16 protein-coding genes are annotated in these 14,110 nt (G+C 52.2%); 9 read left to right on the top strand and 7 right to left on the bottom strand.

All coding sequences use genetic code 11. From position 1 onward, the window contains the following. Position 1: 1 nt before the first annotated feature. Together ACPUC7_RS13465 and ACPUC7_RS13460 are read left to right on the top strand one after the other, a co-directional pair. Positions 2 to 859 (top strand): efflux RND transporter periplasmic adaptor subunit, encoded by an 858-nt coding sequence (locus ACPUC7_RS13465; protein ID WP_343554489.1) that lies wholly within the window; start codon positions 2 to 4, stop codon positions 857 to 859. Positions 860 to 866: 7 nt separating this feature from the next. Further along, on the top strand, positions 867 to 2,867 hold the full coding sequence (locus tag ACPUC7_RS13460) for an FUSC family protein (RefSeq protein ID WP_494923420.1): 2,001 nt from the start codon (positions 867 to 869) through the stop codon (positions 2,865 to 2,867). On the opposite strand, the gene ACPUC7_RS13455 is transcribed toward ACPUC7_RS13460, so the two are convergent. The 4 genes from ACPUC7_RS13455 to ACPUC7_RS13440 form a co-directional block, all read right to left on the bottom strand. Next, entirely contained in the window at positions 2,868 to 3,335 is a 468-nt protein-coding gene (locus ACPUC7_RS13455; RefSeq protein ID WP_494923286.1) for a hypothetical protein, read from the bottom strand. A gap of 129 nt (positions 3,336 to 3,464) precedes the next feature. After that, positions 3,465 to 3,983, bottom strand: a complete 519-nt coding sequence (gene sodC, locus ACPUC7_RS13450) for a superoxide dismutase [Cu-Zn] SodC (RefSeq protein WP_494923285.1) — start codon at positions 3,981 to 3,983, stop codon at positions 3,465 to 3,467. Positions 3,984 to 4,063: 80 nt separating this feature from the next. Next, on the bottom strand, positions 4,064 to 4,960 hold the full coding sequence (locus tag ACPUC7_RS13445) for an aldo/keto reductase (RefSeq protein WP_494923283.1): 897 nt from the start codon (positions 4,958 to 4,960) through the stop codon (positions 4,064 to 4,066). Positions 4,961 to 5,032: 72 nt separating this feature from the next. After that, positions 5,033 to 5,272, bottom strand: coding sequence for a DUF1289 domain-containing protein (locus ACPUC7_RS13440; RefSeq protein ID WP_343554493.1), 240 nt, complete (start codon positions 5,270 to 5,272; stop codon positions 5,033 to 5,035). A gap of 227 nt (positions 5,273 to 5,499) precedes the next feature. On the opposite strand from ACPUC7_RS13440, the gene eptA reads away from it, so the two are divergent. The 5 genes from eptA (at position 5,500) to rnt (ending at position 10,219) form a co-directional block, all read left to right on the top strand. Further along, positions 5,500 to 7,137 carry a phosphoethanolamine transferase EptA gene (gene eptA, locus ACPUC7_RS13435; protein ID WP_494923282.1) on the top strand — a complete coding sequence of 546 codons (1,638 nt, stop codon included), beginning with the start codon at positions 5,500 to 5,502 and terminating at the stop codon, positions 7,135 to 7,137. Between the two features lie 39 nt (positions 7,138 to 7,176). Continuing rightward, positions 7,177 to 7,773, top strand: a complete 597-nt coding sequence (locus ACPUC7_RS13430) for a TetR/AcrR family transcriptional regulator (protein ID WP_494923281.1) — start codon at positions 7,177 to 7,179, stop codon at positions 7,771 to 7,773. A gap of 51 nt (positions 7,774 to 7,824) precedes the next feature. Then, positions 7,825 to 8,922 (top strand): alkene reductase, encoded by a 1,098-nt coding sequence (locus ACPUC7_RS13425; RefSeq protein WP_494923280.1) that lies wholly within the window; start codon positions 7,825 to 7,827, stop codon positions 8,920 to 8,922. 109 nt (positions 8,923 to 9,031) lie between these two features. Next, complete coding sequence (gene gloA, locus ACPUC7_RS13420) at positions 9,032 to 9,439, top strand: lactoylglutathione lyase (RefSeq protein WP_343554497.1); 408 nt, start codon at positions 9,032 to 9,034, stop codon at positions 9,437 to 9,439. Positions 9,440 to 9,547: 108 nt separating this feature from the next. Then, positions 9,548 to 10,219: a ribonuclease T gene (gene rnt, locus ACPUC7_RS13415; protein ID WP_343554498.1), complete on the top strand. Its 672-nt coding sequence runs from the start codon at positions 9,548 to 9,550 to the stop codon at positions 10,217 to 10,219. A gap of 35 nt (positions 10,220 to 10,254) precedes the next feature. Here the strand turns inward: rnt and ACPUC7_RS13410 are convergent, their stop codons facing one another. Next, the gene (locus tag ACPUC7_RS13410) at positions 10,255 to 10,590 is read right to left on the bottom strand and encodes a Grx4 family monothiol glutaredoxin (RefSeq protein WP_175501675.1); all 336 of its coding nucleotides are present in this window, start codon (positions 10,588 to 10,590) and stop codon (positions 10,255 to 10,257) included. 365 nt (positions 10,591 to 10,955) lie between these two features. On the opposite strand from ACPUC7_RS13410, the gene ACPUC7_RS13405 reads away from it, so the two are divergent. Next, entirely contained in the window at positions 10,956 to 11,747 is a 792-nt protein-coding gene (locus tag ACPUC7_RS13405) for a C40 family peptidase (protein ID WP_494923279.1), read from the top strand. Between the two features lie 56 nt (positions 11,748 to 11,803). Here the strand turns inward: ACPUC7_RS13405 and cydH are convergent, their stop codons facing one another. Continuing rightward, positions 11,804 to 11,893: a cytochrome bd-I oxidase subunit CydH gene (cydH, locus tag ACPUC7_RS13400; RefSeq protein ID WP_097094094.1), complete on the bottom strand. Its 90-nt coding sequence runs from the start codon at positions 11,891 to 11,893 to the stop codon at positions 11,804 to 11,806. A 274-nt stretch (positions 11,894 to 12,167) separates the two neighbouring features. On the opposite strand from cydH, the gene purR reads away from it, so the two are divergent. Continuing rightward, on the top strand, positions 12,168 to 13,193 hold the full coding sequence (purR, locus tag ACPUC7_RS13395) for an HTH-type transcriptional repressor PurR (protein WP_494923278.1): 1,026 nt from the start codon (positions 12,168 to 12,170) through the stop codon (positions 13,191 to 13,193). Here purR and punR read toward each other — a convergent pair. Beyond that, positions 13,190 to 14,101 carry a DNA-binding transcriptional activator PunR gene (punR, locus tag ACPUC7_RS13390; protein ID WP_494923277.1) on the bottom strand — a complete coding sequence of 304 codons (912 nt, stop codon included), beginning with the start codon at positions 14,099 to 14,101 and terminating at the stop codon, positions 13,190 to 13,192. The two genes, purR and punR, sit on opposite strands and share 4 nt — an antisense overlap. Between the last annotated feature and the right edge of the window lie 9 nt (positions 14,102 to 14,110).

Genomic DNA, 14,110 nt, shown 5'->3' with positions numbered 1-14,110 from the left:
TATGAAATTCAACCCTTTTAAATACTTTTCGACCGTAGTGATTTTTGCGCTGGCCCTGCTGGCGGGATGGTGGATGTGGAATTACTACATGCAGTCGCCCTGGACGCGCGACGGCAAAGTGCGCGCGGAGCTGGTGGACATCACGCCAGAAGTATCGGGCCGCATTATCGAACTCAAGGTGCGCGACAATCAGTTCGTGCATAAAGGCGACACGCTGCTCAAGCTCGATCCGGTGCCGTGGCAAATCGCCGAGGCCAATGCCGAAGCGCAATTAGCTAAAGCGCAGGCCGATCTGGCGAAAGCGCAGCATGAAGCCAATCGCCGCGCCAGCTTGCCGCGCAATGTGATTTCCGCAGAAGATATGGATGCTGCGCGTTTAAGCGCTAATGCTGCCGCGGCCACCGCCAAAGCCGCACAGGCCAGCCTTGATCAAGCACGTTGGAACCTCGATCAAACCACAGTGACTGCCCCAACCGATGGCTGGATCAGCAATCTTACGCTGCGCACCGGCAACTATGCTACAGCTGGCACGCCATTGTTCGCCTTAGTCGATAGTCACTCTTATTACGTAATGGGCTATTTCGAAGAGACCAAGTTGCGTCACATCCAACCCGGTGCGGAGGCGCAGATTGTGTTGTACAGCAACGGCGCGCGCTTGCAGGGAAAAGTAGAAAGTATTGGCCGGGCGATTTACGACCAAAGTGTCGCCACCGATGGCGGATTAGTGCCGGATATCAAACCGAATGTGCCGTGGGTGCGCCTTGCACAGCGCGTACCGGTACGTATTCACATCGATGCGCTGCCCGATGGCACGCCATTAGTCGCAGGCACCACGTGCACTATTTCTATCGCGCACTAACGCCATGATGAATTTTCAGTGGCTGGCCTGGCAAAATCTGCCGTGGATAAAAGCAACCGGCGGCGATTGGCGCTACGCATTACGCAATGCGATTGCCATGTGTCTGGCGTTAACCATCGCCTATGCGCTGCAACTCGACCAACCTTATTGGGCAATGACGTCCGCCGCCGTGGTGAGTTTTCCCACCGTTGGCGGTGCGATCAGTAAAAGTCTTGGACGCATTGTCGGCAGTTTGTTGGGGGCCAGCGCGGCGTTGCTGATTGCCGGTCACACCTTAAATGAACCCTGGCTGTTTGCTTTCTTTATGGCGGGATGGTTGGCGTTCTGTACCTGGATCGCCAATCACTACCAAAACAATGTCGCCTACGCCTTTTCGTTGGCGGGTTATACCGCCGCCATCATCGCTTTCAGCAGCGTCAATATTACTGATGTCACGCAACTATGGGACATCGCCCAAGCGCGCGTTTGCGAAGTGATATCCGGCATTCTTTGCGCCGGTTTGATGATGATGATTCTGCCCAGCACTTCAGACGGCAATGCGCTGATGGGTTCGCTGCGCCAGATGCATGCACGTTTGCTCGATCATGCGGTGTTGCTGCTGCAACAAAGCAGCACCGACAATGTGCGTACTGCGCATGAAAACGTGATTAGCCAAATTCTCACCATGAACCTGCTGCGCATTCAGGCGTTCTGGAGCCATTATCGCTTTCGTCGCCAAAACAACGTGTTGAACTATGTGCTACATCAGCAACTGCGACTGACCAGCGTGCTGTCCAGCCTGCGTCGAATGTTACTGAACTGGCCCGATGCACCACCGCAATTGTATGACGCCATCACGCAATTACTGCACGAATTGGCCGCGCCACAGTGCGACAAATATCGCCTGGCGCTGATCCTGCGCGGTATCACGCCCTCGGCAACCGGTGATTATCGCCAACGCGCCTTTGTGCAACGCTTGCGCTATTTCTGCTGGGTGTATCTCAACGTTAATCGCTGGATTCGCCTGATTGAACGCGCAGATGCAGATACCCGTTTTCAACCGCCGTATGCGCCTTCACTGGCAAGAGAAAGCGATAGCGCTGAAGCAGGCTGGAGCGCGCTGCGCACCTTTAGTGTGATCATCCTCGGCTGTGCCTTTTGGATCACCACGCAATGGGATTCCGGCGCCGCCGCGCTAACCTTAACCGCTATCGCTTGCGTGCTTTACTCTTCCGCGCCCTCGCCAAGCGGCAGCGTGTCGTTGTTACTGAAAACTTTGTTGTGGTTGTCGGTGTTTAGCTTTGTGTTGCAGTTCGGTTTGATGGTGCAAATAAGCGCGCTGTGGCAATTCTTGCTGGTGCTGTTCCCTTTGCTACTTACCTTGCAGTTGTTCAAATTGCAGCAGAAAAAACGTGCGGGCATGTGGGGACAATTCATTGTCTTTATGGGATCGTTTATCGCCGTCACCAATCCGCCTGACTGGGATTTCGCCAGCTTTATCAATGACAACCTGGCGAAAGTGTGCGGTGTTCTTCTGGCCTGGCTGGCGTTCCAGGTGTTGCGCCCCAGTTCCGATGCGCGCCGCAGCCGTCGCCATATTCGTGCCCTGCGCCATGCATTTCTCGATCAGTTGCGCCGCCATCCGCGACTTAGCGAAAGCCACTTTGAATCGCAGATTTACCATCACATTAGTCAACTGAGTAATAGCCGCGACGAGCAAGCGCGCGTTTGGCTGTTGCGCTGGGGCGTGGTGCTGCTGAACTGTTCGCACATTGTCTGGCAACTGCGTGAGTGGCAGCCCGCGTCCGCGACGCTGGCGCAGATACGCGACTCTAGCCTACGCGATTTACAGCGAATTATGAGTTTGCGCGGCGTGCATCACAGCGCCTTGCAAGCCACGTTAAGCGAGCTTGAGAATACCATTGATCAATTGCAGCAACAGCCAGAAAGTGAAGCGAATACGCTGGCTGGGATTTTGTGGCGCTTGCGCTGCTCTTTGGCACAATTAGCACAAGCAGTACCGGATTGATTACTGGCAGTATTGGGTGTTTTGGCGATTAAAATCATCCTGCAATTGCTGCAGGGTTTTCTGACCTTCAAAACGGGTTTTATCCTGATCGGACATCGGTTCAATCACCAACGCCTTCTCTTCAGAAGAGTAGATAAAGCGTCGATTCAAGGTAGTGCCAGTGAAGCTTTTGCCCTGAATACCACCGCACACTACCGTCATCGCGTGGCGATAAGTTTCGCTATGAGTGAAGTTGGTTTCCGTGGCGCTGCGTAACACATTTTGGCAGCCTTTGGCTTCTAACTGTTCAATGGTGCGTTGGGTGAGCCATTCACGCCCACGCGCAATGTTCTCACAGACGTTGCGCAGCGGATTAGTATCAATGGTGCGTTGCAATTGCCGGCTGGCATCGAGGCGCAGTTGCGTGTCATTCGGTTGATCACATCCCGCCAACAATAAACATAACAACATTACTGCACGCGTTTTCATTCCTGCCCCTGAGCCTTTTATTCCGGAATCAACATCATAGGATGGAAAATCCGCCGAGAGTAGCAAGAAATTGGGTCAGTGTTTTTCACAATAAGGAAATTGGGCGACAGGTGAGTGCCGCCCATGAAGTTAGATTACACCACAGGCAAAACGTGCCCCACCGCCGCCAAGCGGTTGAGGATGGTCGGCATGGTTATCACCGCCGACATGAACCATCAGAGCTTTACCTTTGATCTCATCGAGGGATTTAATGCGTGGCGCAACGACAGGATAATCTGACTTACCATCTTCTGTGACAAACAGTGCAGGCAGGTCGCCAAGATGACCATCACCATACGGCCCAAGATGCTTGCCGCTATTTTGAGGGTCAAAATGTCCTCCAGCCGCACCGGCAGCTACCGTTTTGCCCTCTGATTGACTTGTCTCGCAACTTCCTTTCGCATGCACATGGAAACCATGAATGCCCGGTTTCAAGCCGGTCAACGCTGGAGTGAATTGGACGCCATACGGTGTTTCACTGAGGGTAACTTTCCCAATCTCCGTGCCGATTCCTTGCGCCGTAGCTTCATACAACGTGACATCTTGTGTCGCAGCCTGCGCGTTAGCGACGCAGACCAGAGCCAGCACAGCAATGAGTTTTGTTTTCATAACGTCTCCTTACGGTTAAATTCCCTTAAAGCTTGAACTACTTACATCCAAACTACCGTAAGTTTGACGCAACTTTACGCTTAAGGCACATCGTAACCAATAGCCGCTTTACGAATGCGGAACCACTGCTGGCGATTTAGCGTTAACTGACAAGCGGCAACCGCTTCACTAACGCGTTCCATTTTGCCGGAACCGATAATCGGCAATGGTCGGCTTGGCAACATCATTACCCACGCGTACACCACTTGCTCGATGTTGCTTGCGCCAATTTCTTGCTTAACCAACTCAAGTTCGTCGCGCAGCGGCTGGTAATGGGGATCGTTGAACAGTCGTCCGCCACCGAGGCATGACCACGCCATCGGACGGATGCGCTGTTGCTGACACTGATCGAGCGAGCCATCCAGCAATGCGGTTTGCTCCAGCGGGGAGATCTCCAACTGATTGGTCACCAGGCTAAACGGCAAACGCGATTGCAGCAGTGAGAATTGCGAAGCCGTGAAGTTAGATACGCCAAAATGGCGCACTTTGCTGCTTTGATGCAGTTCAATAAACGCTTGGGCGATTTCATCGGCATCCATTAACGGATCAGGGCGGTGAATCAGTAATAAATCGAGATAATCGGTGTTGAAGTGACGCAGCGAATTTTCTGCGCTATGCAAAATATGGCTGGCTTCTGTGATGTAGTGACCAATGCGATGTTCCGGCTTAGCGCGTGTAGCAATGCCGCATTTGGTGACGATCTGCAGTTTCTCACGCAATCCCGGCGCCAAACGCAATGCGGCTCCGAACGCCGCTTCACATTGGTAATCACCGTAAATATCAGCGTGATCGACGGTAGTGATGCCCAGAGAAAGGTGATGCTCAATAAACTGCACCACTTGCTGTGGTGACATGCCCCACTCCATCAAACGCCAATAACCGGCAATCAGCGGTGAAAAGGACGGTCCCTGCGGTGCAATAGCTTGCGGTTGTAACATGATTAAACTCCCTTAAACACGAATCCAGATATCAGTGGCGGGAGTATAACGGAAAGCCAAATCAACATTTTCTTAAAACAGTTCGGGTTGTTGCGGATCATGATCTTCGTCCACTTTCTGCTGCCGTTGCAGGCGCATCCAGCGTTGGCGACACAAACGTAGCACGTCGCGCTTTTGCGCATCCGTGAATTTCATCCAGTTAAAGCGCTCATCCCGACTGCGCAAACAGCCACGACAATAGCCGCGCGAGTCACTTTGGCAAATGCCACGACAAGGGCTAGGAACGGGAAAGAATTCTAATTGCTCGGCCACATCGACTCCGGAATTAACATCCTGCTTCACAGTGATAACAGCTTAATGACATTGTATAAAGAGTAAACGCCAATTGCTCACAATCAACACGCTGAGCCAGTTGTTACTCCTCATTACCAAAAAGTTCCGTTAAAAATCGTTTAGATTGCTTACGTTTAACTTTCGTTAAGGTTTTCCTCATCTAGTGTTCATACGATTGTCATATTCCCTATTTCCGTTGAGTTTTCATGAACGTTCCGATCACCCTTCAGTGCCGCACCAGCGGATTTAATCTGATTGCCGCGCTGTTTTTCACCTTTGTGTTAAACGCCATATTCTTGCTGCGCGCATGGGAAATCATTCCTTATTTACATCTGCACGACTATCTGTTTGCCGCCAGTATTCCGCTGGTGCTGGCTAGCGCTTTTTATCTGATCTTTTCGCTGTTTGCCTGGCCTTACCTGCGTAAACCCTTACTCATCGTACTGGTGTTAATCAGCGCTGCTGCCAACTATTTCATGCACAGTTTCGGCACGGTAATTGACACCAACATGATTCAAAACGTGTTTGAATCTGACCCGCAAGAAGCCAGCGCATTAATCAGTAGTCGCTACGTGATGTGGATGCTGCTGATGGGGATTTTGCCGGTGGTGCTGCTGTGTCTGGTGCGGATTCGTAGCGGCCAACGTTGGTGGTGGAACATCCTGGAACGTCTGGCGGGCGCATTGGGCGCAGTGATGTTAATCCTGTTGATGGCGGTGCTGTTTTATAAGGATTACGCCTCATTAATTCGCAACAACAAGGGATTAGTGAAGATGATCACTCCGGCCAACGTGGTGAGCGGAACCGGACGTTACGTCGATCTGCGTTATCTGCAAGGGAGCCAGGAGTTAGTCAAAATCGGCGAGGATGCGCATAAAGGTCCGCTAATTAGCGCGGAAAATAAGAAAACGCTGGTGATATTAGTGGTGGGTGAAACGGCACGCGCCGAGAATTTCTCGCTCGGTGGTTATGGACGAGAAACCAACCCGCAATTGAAAAAGCAGCAGGTTATCTATTATCCCAACGCGACATCTTGCGGTACCGAAACCGCCATTTCCGTGCCGTGTATGTTCTCGAATATGCCGCGTGTGAATTATGACGCCAGTTTGGCGCGCCATCAGGAAGGTTTGCTTGATGTTCTGGCGCACGCGGGCGTCAGCGTGTTGTGGCGCGAAAACGATGGCGGCTGTAAAGGTGCTTGTAGTCGAGTGCCGCACACTGATATGACGCAGTGGCAACTGTCGCAATATTGCCATGACGGATTTTGCCAGGATGATGTGTTGCTGCATCGCCTTGATAATTATATTGATAGTTTGCACAACGATGGCGTGATTGTATTGCATCAGATGGGCAGTCACGGTCCAGCTTATTATCAACGTTATCCGGCACAGTTCCGCCGCTTCACCCCAACCTGCGATAGCAACCAAATCCAGGATTGCGATCATCAGGCACTGGTGAACACCTACGACAATTCATTGCTGTATAGCGACGACATGATCAGCCGCACCATTGATAAGCTGAAAACTTTAAGCGATCGCTTCTATGTGGCGCTGGTTTATCTTTCCGATCATGGCGAATCGCTGGGTGAAAGTGGCATGTACTTGCATGGCGCGCCGTACTTATTCGCCCCTTCACAGCAAACCCATATTCCATTGCTGTTATGGATGTCGCCAGGCTATGCCGCCGCTTACCACCTCGATGAAAATTGTTTGCGTCAGCAAGCGCCCACGGAAAAAGTGTCGCAAGACCATCTTTTTCATACACTTTTGGGTATGTTTAATATCCAAACAAAAGAATACCAGCCGCGACTGGACATGATCAGATCGTGCCAAACTGTGTCTTAAGGGTTGCACTAGACTGACCGGTCTAATAATCTGCCCCGCATGAACAAGACTCAACAACGCAACGATACCCGTGAACATCTGCTCGCTACCGGCGAGCAGGTTTGCCTGCAACGCGGTTTCACCGGTATGGGCCTCAGCGAAATGCTCACGCTGGCGGAAGTGCCGAAAGGTTCGTTTTATCACTACTTCCGCTCGAAAGAAGCGTTCGGCGTGGCGTTGCTGGAGCGCTATTTTGTTAACTTCTTACAGCAAGTTGAGCAGCAATTAAATGCGCCAGATTGGGTGCCGCGCGAGCGTTTTTTGCAGCATTTTCGCTACGCGGAAACCTTGTTTATCGAGCAAGGCCACATCGTCGGATGTCTTGGCGTTAAGTTGTCGGCAGAAGTGTGCGATCTCTCTGAACCGATGCGCGATGCGTTACAGCGTGGCGCGAGCGCCGTCATTGCCGCTTATGCGCGCTGTTTAACAGAAGTGGCAGCCGAACAACCGCTGCCATTCGCACAATCGCCCGAACAATTAGCGCAACGTTGTTACCTGTTGTGGTTGGGCGCGAGTTTACAAAGCAAAATTTCACGAGAATCAGGCCCGATTAGCCTGGCGCTCGAAACCATCGAGCAGTGGCTAAACGGCCACTGATTTATTTAAAACCGCAGTTTCTAGACGACCGGTCTACTTACAGGAGTCATTATGGCGAGTAAACAGCTGTTCTCCCCACTTAAAGTGGGCGCGATTACCGTACCCAATCGCATCTTTATGGCACCACTGACGCGTCTGCGTAGTATCGAACCGGGCGATATCCCTACGCCGCTGATGGCAGAATATTACCAGCAGCGCGCCAGCGCCGGTTTAATCATCACTGAAGCGACGCAAATCTCTTTCCAGGCGAAAGGCTATGCCGGTGCGCCGGGTCTGCATACTCAGCAGCAAATTGCCGCGTGGAAAGTGATTAACGAAGGCATTCATGCCGCGCACGGTCACAGCGCAGTGCAACTGTGGCACACCGGACGTATTTCTCACAACAGCGTCCAGCCGGAAGGCAAAGCGCCGGTTGCGCCAACTGCACTGGCCGCCGGTACGCGTACTTCCCTGCGTGCCGCTGATGGCAGCGTATATCGTGAAGATACCTCTGTTCCGCGTGAACTGAGCGTGGCGGAAATTCAGCAAATCGTTAAAGATTTTGGTCAGGCGGCGGCAAATGCGCGTGAAGCTGATTTCGATCTGCTGGAACTGCACTCGGCGCACGGCTACCTGATGCATCAGTTCCTGGCGCCGGACTCGAACCAGCGTAGCGATGAATACGGCGGCTCGATTGAGAAACGTGGCCGTTTCGCGCTGGAGGTGGTTGATGCTGCTATTGCTAATTGGTCAGCCGATCGTATTGGTATCCGCGTGTCGCCAATCGGCGCTTTCCAGAACCTGGAAAATGGTCCGGATGAGGAAGAAGCGGCGCTGTGGTACATCAGTGAACTGGGCAAACGTGGTCTGGCGTATCTGCACATGTCCGAGCCAGATTGGGCTGGCGGCCAACCTTATAGCGATGACTTCCGTAAGAAAGTTCGTGCCGCCTTCCCTGGTGTGATTATTGGCGCCGGTGCTTACACCGTTGAGAAAGCTGATGATCTGATCGCGCGTGGCTTGATCGATGCCGTGGCCTTTGGTCGCGACTTCATCGCCAACCCGGATTTGGTGGCGCGTTTGCAGCAAGATGCACCACTCAACCCGCAGCGCCCGGAAAGCTTCTATGGCGGTGGCGCGGAAGGTTATACCGATTATCCAGCACTGTAAGATTTTCGCTGCCGCAGCGGCTGTGCGGCAGCGTTGTTTCATCAGAGAATTAACTCGCTATACTTAGCTGTTTGTCACTTCCTGATGACGTTTGAAAAAAGAGGATGTTATGCGTTTACTTCACACCATGTTACGCGTTGGCGATTTGCAACGTTCCATCGATTTTTACACCCGCGTGCTGGGCATGCGCGTGCTGCGTCAGAGCGAAAACACCGAATACAAATATACCCTGGCTTTTGTTGGTTACACCGAAGAGAGCGAAGGTGCGGTGATTGAGTTGACCTACAACTGGGGCGTGGATAAATACGATCTCGGCAACGCTTACGGCCATATCGCATTAGGCGTGGATAACGTCGCGGAAACCTGCGATCGCATTCGCAGCGCGGGTGGCAACGTCACTCGTGAAGCGGGCCCGGTCAAAGGCGGCTCGACGATTATTGCGTTTGTTGAAGATCCCGATGGCTACAAAATCGAGCTGATCGAAAACAAACACGCCGGTCACGGCCTCGGCAACTAATGCCGCTTGTCAGCCTGCTAATTTGCAGGCTGATTCCCCTCTCCTGCTGCACCCTCCTGCAATTTTTGCCATAATGCGCGCTGCCCTATTTATTGCCATGAGATCCTGATGTCTGAATCGAACGCTTTAAACGCTCTCAACCAACGCTTCCGCGGTTTTTATCCTGTCGTGATTGATGTCGAAACAGCCGGCTTTAACGCGCAAACCGATGCGTTGCTGGAAATTGCTGCCACCACACTGAAAATGGATGAAGAAGGTTGGTTACACCGTGATGAAACGCTGCATTTCCACGTAGAACCGTTTGAAGGGGCCATTCTTAATCCCGCGGCACTGGCGTTTACCGGTATCGATCCGACCAATCCGTTGCGCGGCGCGGTGAGTGAATACGAAGCGCTGCATGCGATTTTCAAAATGGTGCGCAAAGGCACCAAAGATAGCGGCTGCAATCGCGCCATCATCGTGGCGCACAACGCGACTTTCGATCTTAACTTCGTGATGGCCGCCGCCGAGCGTGCCAGCCTGAAGCGCAATCCGTTTCATCCCTTTGCCACCTTCGATACTGCGGCATTAAGCGGTTTGGTGCTGGGGCAAACGGTGTTAGCTAAAGCCTGTAAAGCGGCGGGAATGGAGTTTGATAGCACGCAGGCGCATTCAGCGTTATATGACACCGAGCAAACGGCCACGCTGTTTTGTGAGTTGGTGAATCGCTGGAAACGCCTTGGCGGCTGGCCATTGGCAATCGGTGAAGAGTCAACAGACGATGCATCCGTCGAAGAGTAGATAAAGAAAAGGCCGACATTTGTCGGCCTTCTGCATTATTCCGCTTCTTTATACTTCTCAGCGGTTTCTTTCAGTAACGGCTGAAGTTCGCCGCGCTGGAACATCTCAACGATGATGTCGCAGCCGCCGACCAGTTCACCATCTACCCACAGTTGCGGGAAAGTCGGCCAGTTGGCGTATTTTGGCATTTCAGCGCGGATGTCCGGGTTCTGCAAAATGTCTACGTAGGCGAAGCGCTCGCCACAGGCTGAAAGCGCCTGCACCGCTTGCGCTGAGAAGCCGCAGCTTGGCAGTTTTGGCGAGCCTTTCATGTATAACAGAATCGGGTTTTCTGCGATCTGGCGCTGAATTTTTTCAACAGTACTCATTATTGCCTTCCTTAATCCTTCACTTCGTGTTTGTTTATTGTAGCGATTTAGCCCGCGTACTGAAAACGGGATTTTGCATTTGCATCATGCTAATCGCCATGTTTGTTAAATCAACATCTGACAAATAACATTTTCGTATCATTAATAAGCATTAATAAATTAATAATTAGCAATAGTTTCGCTGGGTTAAGCAGCTGAAATAGCTCATTTTTGCTACAGAATCAATCTGGTAACATATTAATAGAAAAAGGCCTTACCTTTTGGAAAAAAAGTGGATTAGAATTGCCTCGGCGCTGGTCGTTTGATCAGATTTCTCTCACTTTGCCGCAGTCTGTTTCCAATCAGCCTGCTTAACCTGTAACCGGATTATGCGTCTACTAATTACGCTTTTCATACTGGCTTTTGCCCAACTGTTTTTTAATGTGGCCGCGGCTTCTCCGCATGCGCCCGTTAATGCCAGTTCGCCAAAAGCGGAGAAAAAGAGCGCACGTGAAGACGAGCGCCGCAAGCGACGCCCGGTGAAAACCACCACCAAAAAATCGCGCCTGACGTCAGTCCAAAAATTCAAACTCAAAAAACAGACCAAGACCGAAACTGCGCTGCACCATACCACCAGCAAAAAATCCCAGCTTAAACTCACCGGTAAAAAATACGGGCACCAACGCCTGGCGAAAAAATCCTCCGAGATTGAAGTCGATGACGAAGCGCTAGCGCTGACCGGCATCAAAATGAGCAAAGCGCACCGCCAGCGCTATCAAAAAGCGCGTGAAACGGCGATGACCAAATTAATGGGTCAGCTCGGCAAGCCTTATCAATGGGGGGGCACGTCGCCACATACCGGTTTCGATTGCAGCGGCCTGGTGTGGTACGCTTATAAAGATCTGGTGAAATTCAAATTCCCGCGCACCGCCAATGAAATGTATCACTTGCGCGATGCGGCACCGATTAAGCGTGAAATGCTGGAGAAAGGCGATCTGGTGTTCTTCCGCATCAATAACCGCGGAACTGCCGATCATGTTGGCGTTTACCTGGGTAATGGCAAATTTATTCAGTCACCGCGTACCGGCAAAGATATTCAGATTAGCGCATTGGGCGAAGATTACTGGCAGAAACACTACGTGGGTGCGCGCCGCATGATGACACCTAAAACCATTCGCTAGCGGTTGCGCAACACAGATAAAAAAGCCGGATGCTGTTATCAGCTCCGGCTTTTTTATTAATGCATAATAGCGGTAAAACTGAATGCGATAATCATTAACAGCGCGCCAACAGTGGTCATTAGCGCTAATTTCAAATCAGTACTCATCACAGCTCCTTAGTCACACATTCTTTAGGGTTATGACGATTTTGGCATAGCAACCGGCAAAAATCTCGTGTTATCGGCCCGGGCTTGCTAGAATCGCCGCCTTTCGTTGCGCAACCGATTAAGCACGTGCTGGAATATGTGCGCAATGACGTGATTTTGCCTGCTGAAAAACCCCATTTAGCCCGCTGTTTTGGGCCGTAAAAGCATTAGCAGACGCAAACGTTTAACAATATACTTATCAGTAAGTTGCGATAAGCCCAGGAGTACCTTTTTCATGGCAACAATTAAAGATGTCGCGAAACGCGCCGGTGTCTCAACCACCACGGTTTCGCATGTCATCAACAAAACGCGTTTCGTTGCGGAAGAGACGCGTAACGCCGTATGGGAAGCGATCAAAGAATTACACTACTCGCCGAGTGCTGTGGCGCGTAGCCTAAAGGTTAATCACACCAAAACATTGGGTTTGCTGGCGACGTCCAGTGAAGCGCCCTACTTCGCCGAAATTATTGAAGCGGTAGAGCATCACTGCTTTGAGCGCGGATATACGCTGATTCTCGGCAATGCGCACAACGATTTGCAGAAGCAGCGAGCTTATCTGTCGATGATGGCGCAGAAGCGCGTCGATGGCTTGCTGGTGATGTGTTCCGAATATCCAGACGATTTGCTGCAAATGCTGGAAGAGAACCGCAACATCCCGATGGTGGTGATGGATTGGGGCGCTTCGCGTGGTGATTTTACCGATACCGTGCAGGACAACGCTTTCCAGGGCGGCTACCTTGCTGGTCGCTATCTGATCGAGCGCGGACATCGTGACATTGGCGCGATTCCCGGTCAGATGGAACGTAATACCGGCGGCGGTCGTCATGCCGGTTTCCTGCAAGCGATGAGCGAAGCGGGCATTACGGTGCGTCCGGAATGGATCGTTCAGGGCGACTTTGAGCCGGAATCGGGCTATCAGGCGATGCAGCAAATCCTTAATCAGAAACAGCGTCCAACTGCGGTATTCTGCGGCGGCGACATCATGGCGATGGGCGCGATTTGTGCTGCTGATGAGATGGGATTACGCGTGCCACAAGATATTTCAGTGATTGGCTACGATAACGTGCGCAACGCGCGTTACTTCACGCCAGCGCTGACCACGGTGCATCAGCCAAAAGCCGAATTAGGTGAAAAAGCGCTGGAAATGCTGTTGGATCGCATCACCAGCAAGCGTGAAGATCCGCAAACCATTGAGGTTCAACCGACGCTGATTGAGCGCCGTTCGGTGGCGTACGGCCCGTTCCGCGACTATCGCCGTTAAATCGAGGTTTCGCTGAGCCATTCGTGGTTCAGCGTTTCGGCATCGCCAAGATAAGCCAATAACCAATCCAGCGCTGGCGACGCACGCTGTTCTGACCAACTGACGCAGCAGGGGCTATCGGGAAACGTCTGCGGCAATGTCAGTTCCACTAGCGCGTGGCGATTCAGCAACGGACGCGCTAAATGTCCCGGCACCATGCCAACGCACAATCCCGCCTGCAAACAATCCAAGCCGGTTTCCCATTCCGGCACAACCAAACGTCGCTGGTTGTCCAGTGTCCACGTCATGCGGCGCGGCAATGCGCGCGAGGTATCTTCCAGCACCAGCGAAGGCCAGGCGCGCAGCGTTTCATCATTTAATTCAGCTGCATTGACCAACGGATGCTCAGGACTGACGACGCAGCGCCAGTTAAGTGCGCCCATATCCTGGAAAGCGAAGCGCCCACCGACTGGAATCGCCTGGGTTGCGCCAATCGCCACCTCCACCCGCCCATCCGCCAATGCATCCCACACGCCGTTGAACACTTCGTAGCTGATGATCAACTCCATATCGGGGAAATGGCGATAGAAATCTTTCACCAGTTGGCGCGTACGTTGGGGTTTCACGATGCAATCCACGGCAATGCTGAGTTCACCACGCCAGCCGTTTGCCAGTTGCTGACATTGCCTGCGCGTTGCGAGCATTTTTTTGATAACAGAACGACCTTCACGGACAAAATGTTCACCGGCGGGCGTCATCACCACTTCACGATGATGTCTTTCAAACAGCGGTACCGCCAGCCAACTCTCCAACTGGCGTACGGTGTAGCTGACGGCAGAAGGCACGCGATGCAATTCTTGCGCCGCCGCACTAAAGCTTCCAGTGCGCGCCACCGCATCCACCACTTCCAACGCATATTCAGACCACATATTCTTGCC

The organism is Pantoea sp. CFCC18179 (genome assembly GCF_059412405.1).
Note: the sequence above shows the minus strand (reverse complement) of the source record. Positions and strands in the feature narration are given on the sequence as shown.

Coding starts and splice junctions, on each gene's coding strand:
- ACPUC7_RS13465 (WP_343554489.1), top strand. CDS start 2: ATGAAATTCAACCCTTTTAAATACTTTTCGACCGTAGTGATTTTTGCG.
- ACPUC7_RS13460 (WP_494923420.1), top strand. CDS start 867: ATGAATTTTCAGTGGCTGGCCTGGCAAAATCTGCCGTGGATAAAAGCA.
- ACPUC7_RS13455 (WP_494923286.1), bottom strand. CDS start 3,335: ATGAAAACGCGTGCAGTAATGTTGTTATGTTTATTGTTGGCGGGATGT.
- sodC (WP_494923285.1), bottom strand. CDS start 3,983: ATGAAAACAAAACTCATTGCTGTGCTGGCTCTGGTCTGCGTCGCTAAC.
- ACPUC7_RS13445 (WP_494923283.1), bottom strand. CDS start 4,960: ATGTTACAACCGCAAGCTATTGCACCGCAGGGACCGTCCTTTTCACCG.
- eptA (WP_494923282.1), top strand. CDS start 5,500: ATGAACGTTCCGATCACCCTTCAGTGCCGCACCAGCGGATTTAATCTG.
- ACPUC7_RS13430 (WP_494923281.1), top strand. CDS start 7,177: ATGAACAAGACTCAACAACGCAACGATACCCGTGAACATCTGCTCGCT.
- ACPUC7_RS13425 (WP_494923280.1), top strand. CDS start 7,825: ATGGCGAGTAAACAGCTGTTCTCCCCACTTAAAGTGGGCGCGATTACC.
- gloA (WP_343554497.1), top strand. CDS start 9,032: ATGCGTTTACTTCACACCATGTTACGCGTTGGCGATTTGCAACGTTCC.
- rnt (WP_343554498.1), top strand. CDS start 9,548: ATGTCTGAATCGAACGCTTTAAACGCTCTCAACCAACGCTTCCGCGGT.
- ACPUC7_RS13405 (WP_494923279.1), top strand. CDS start 10,956: ATGCGTCTACTAATTACGCTTTTCATACTGGCTTTTGCCCAACTGTTT.
- cydH (WP_097094094.1), bottom strand. CDS start 11,893: ATGAGTACTGATTTGAAATTAGCGCTAATGACCACTGTTGGCGCGCTG.
- purR (WP_494923278.1), top strand. CDS start 12,168: ATGGCAACAATTAAAGATGTCGCGAAACGCGCCGGTGTCTCAACCACC.
- punR (WP_494923277.1), bottom strand. CDS start 14,101: ATGTGGTCTGAATATGCGTTGGAAGTGGTGGATGCGGTGGCGCGCACT.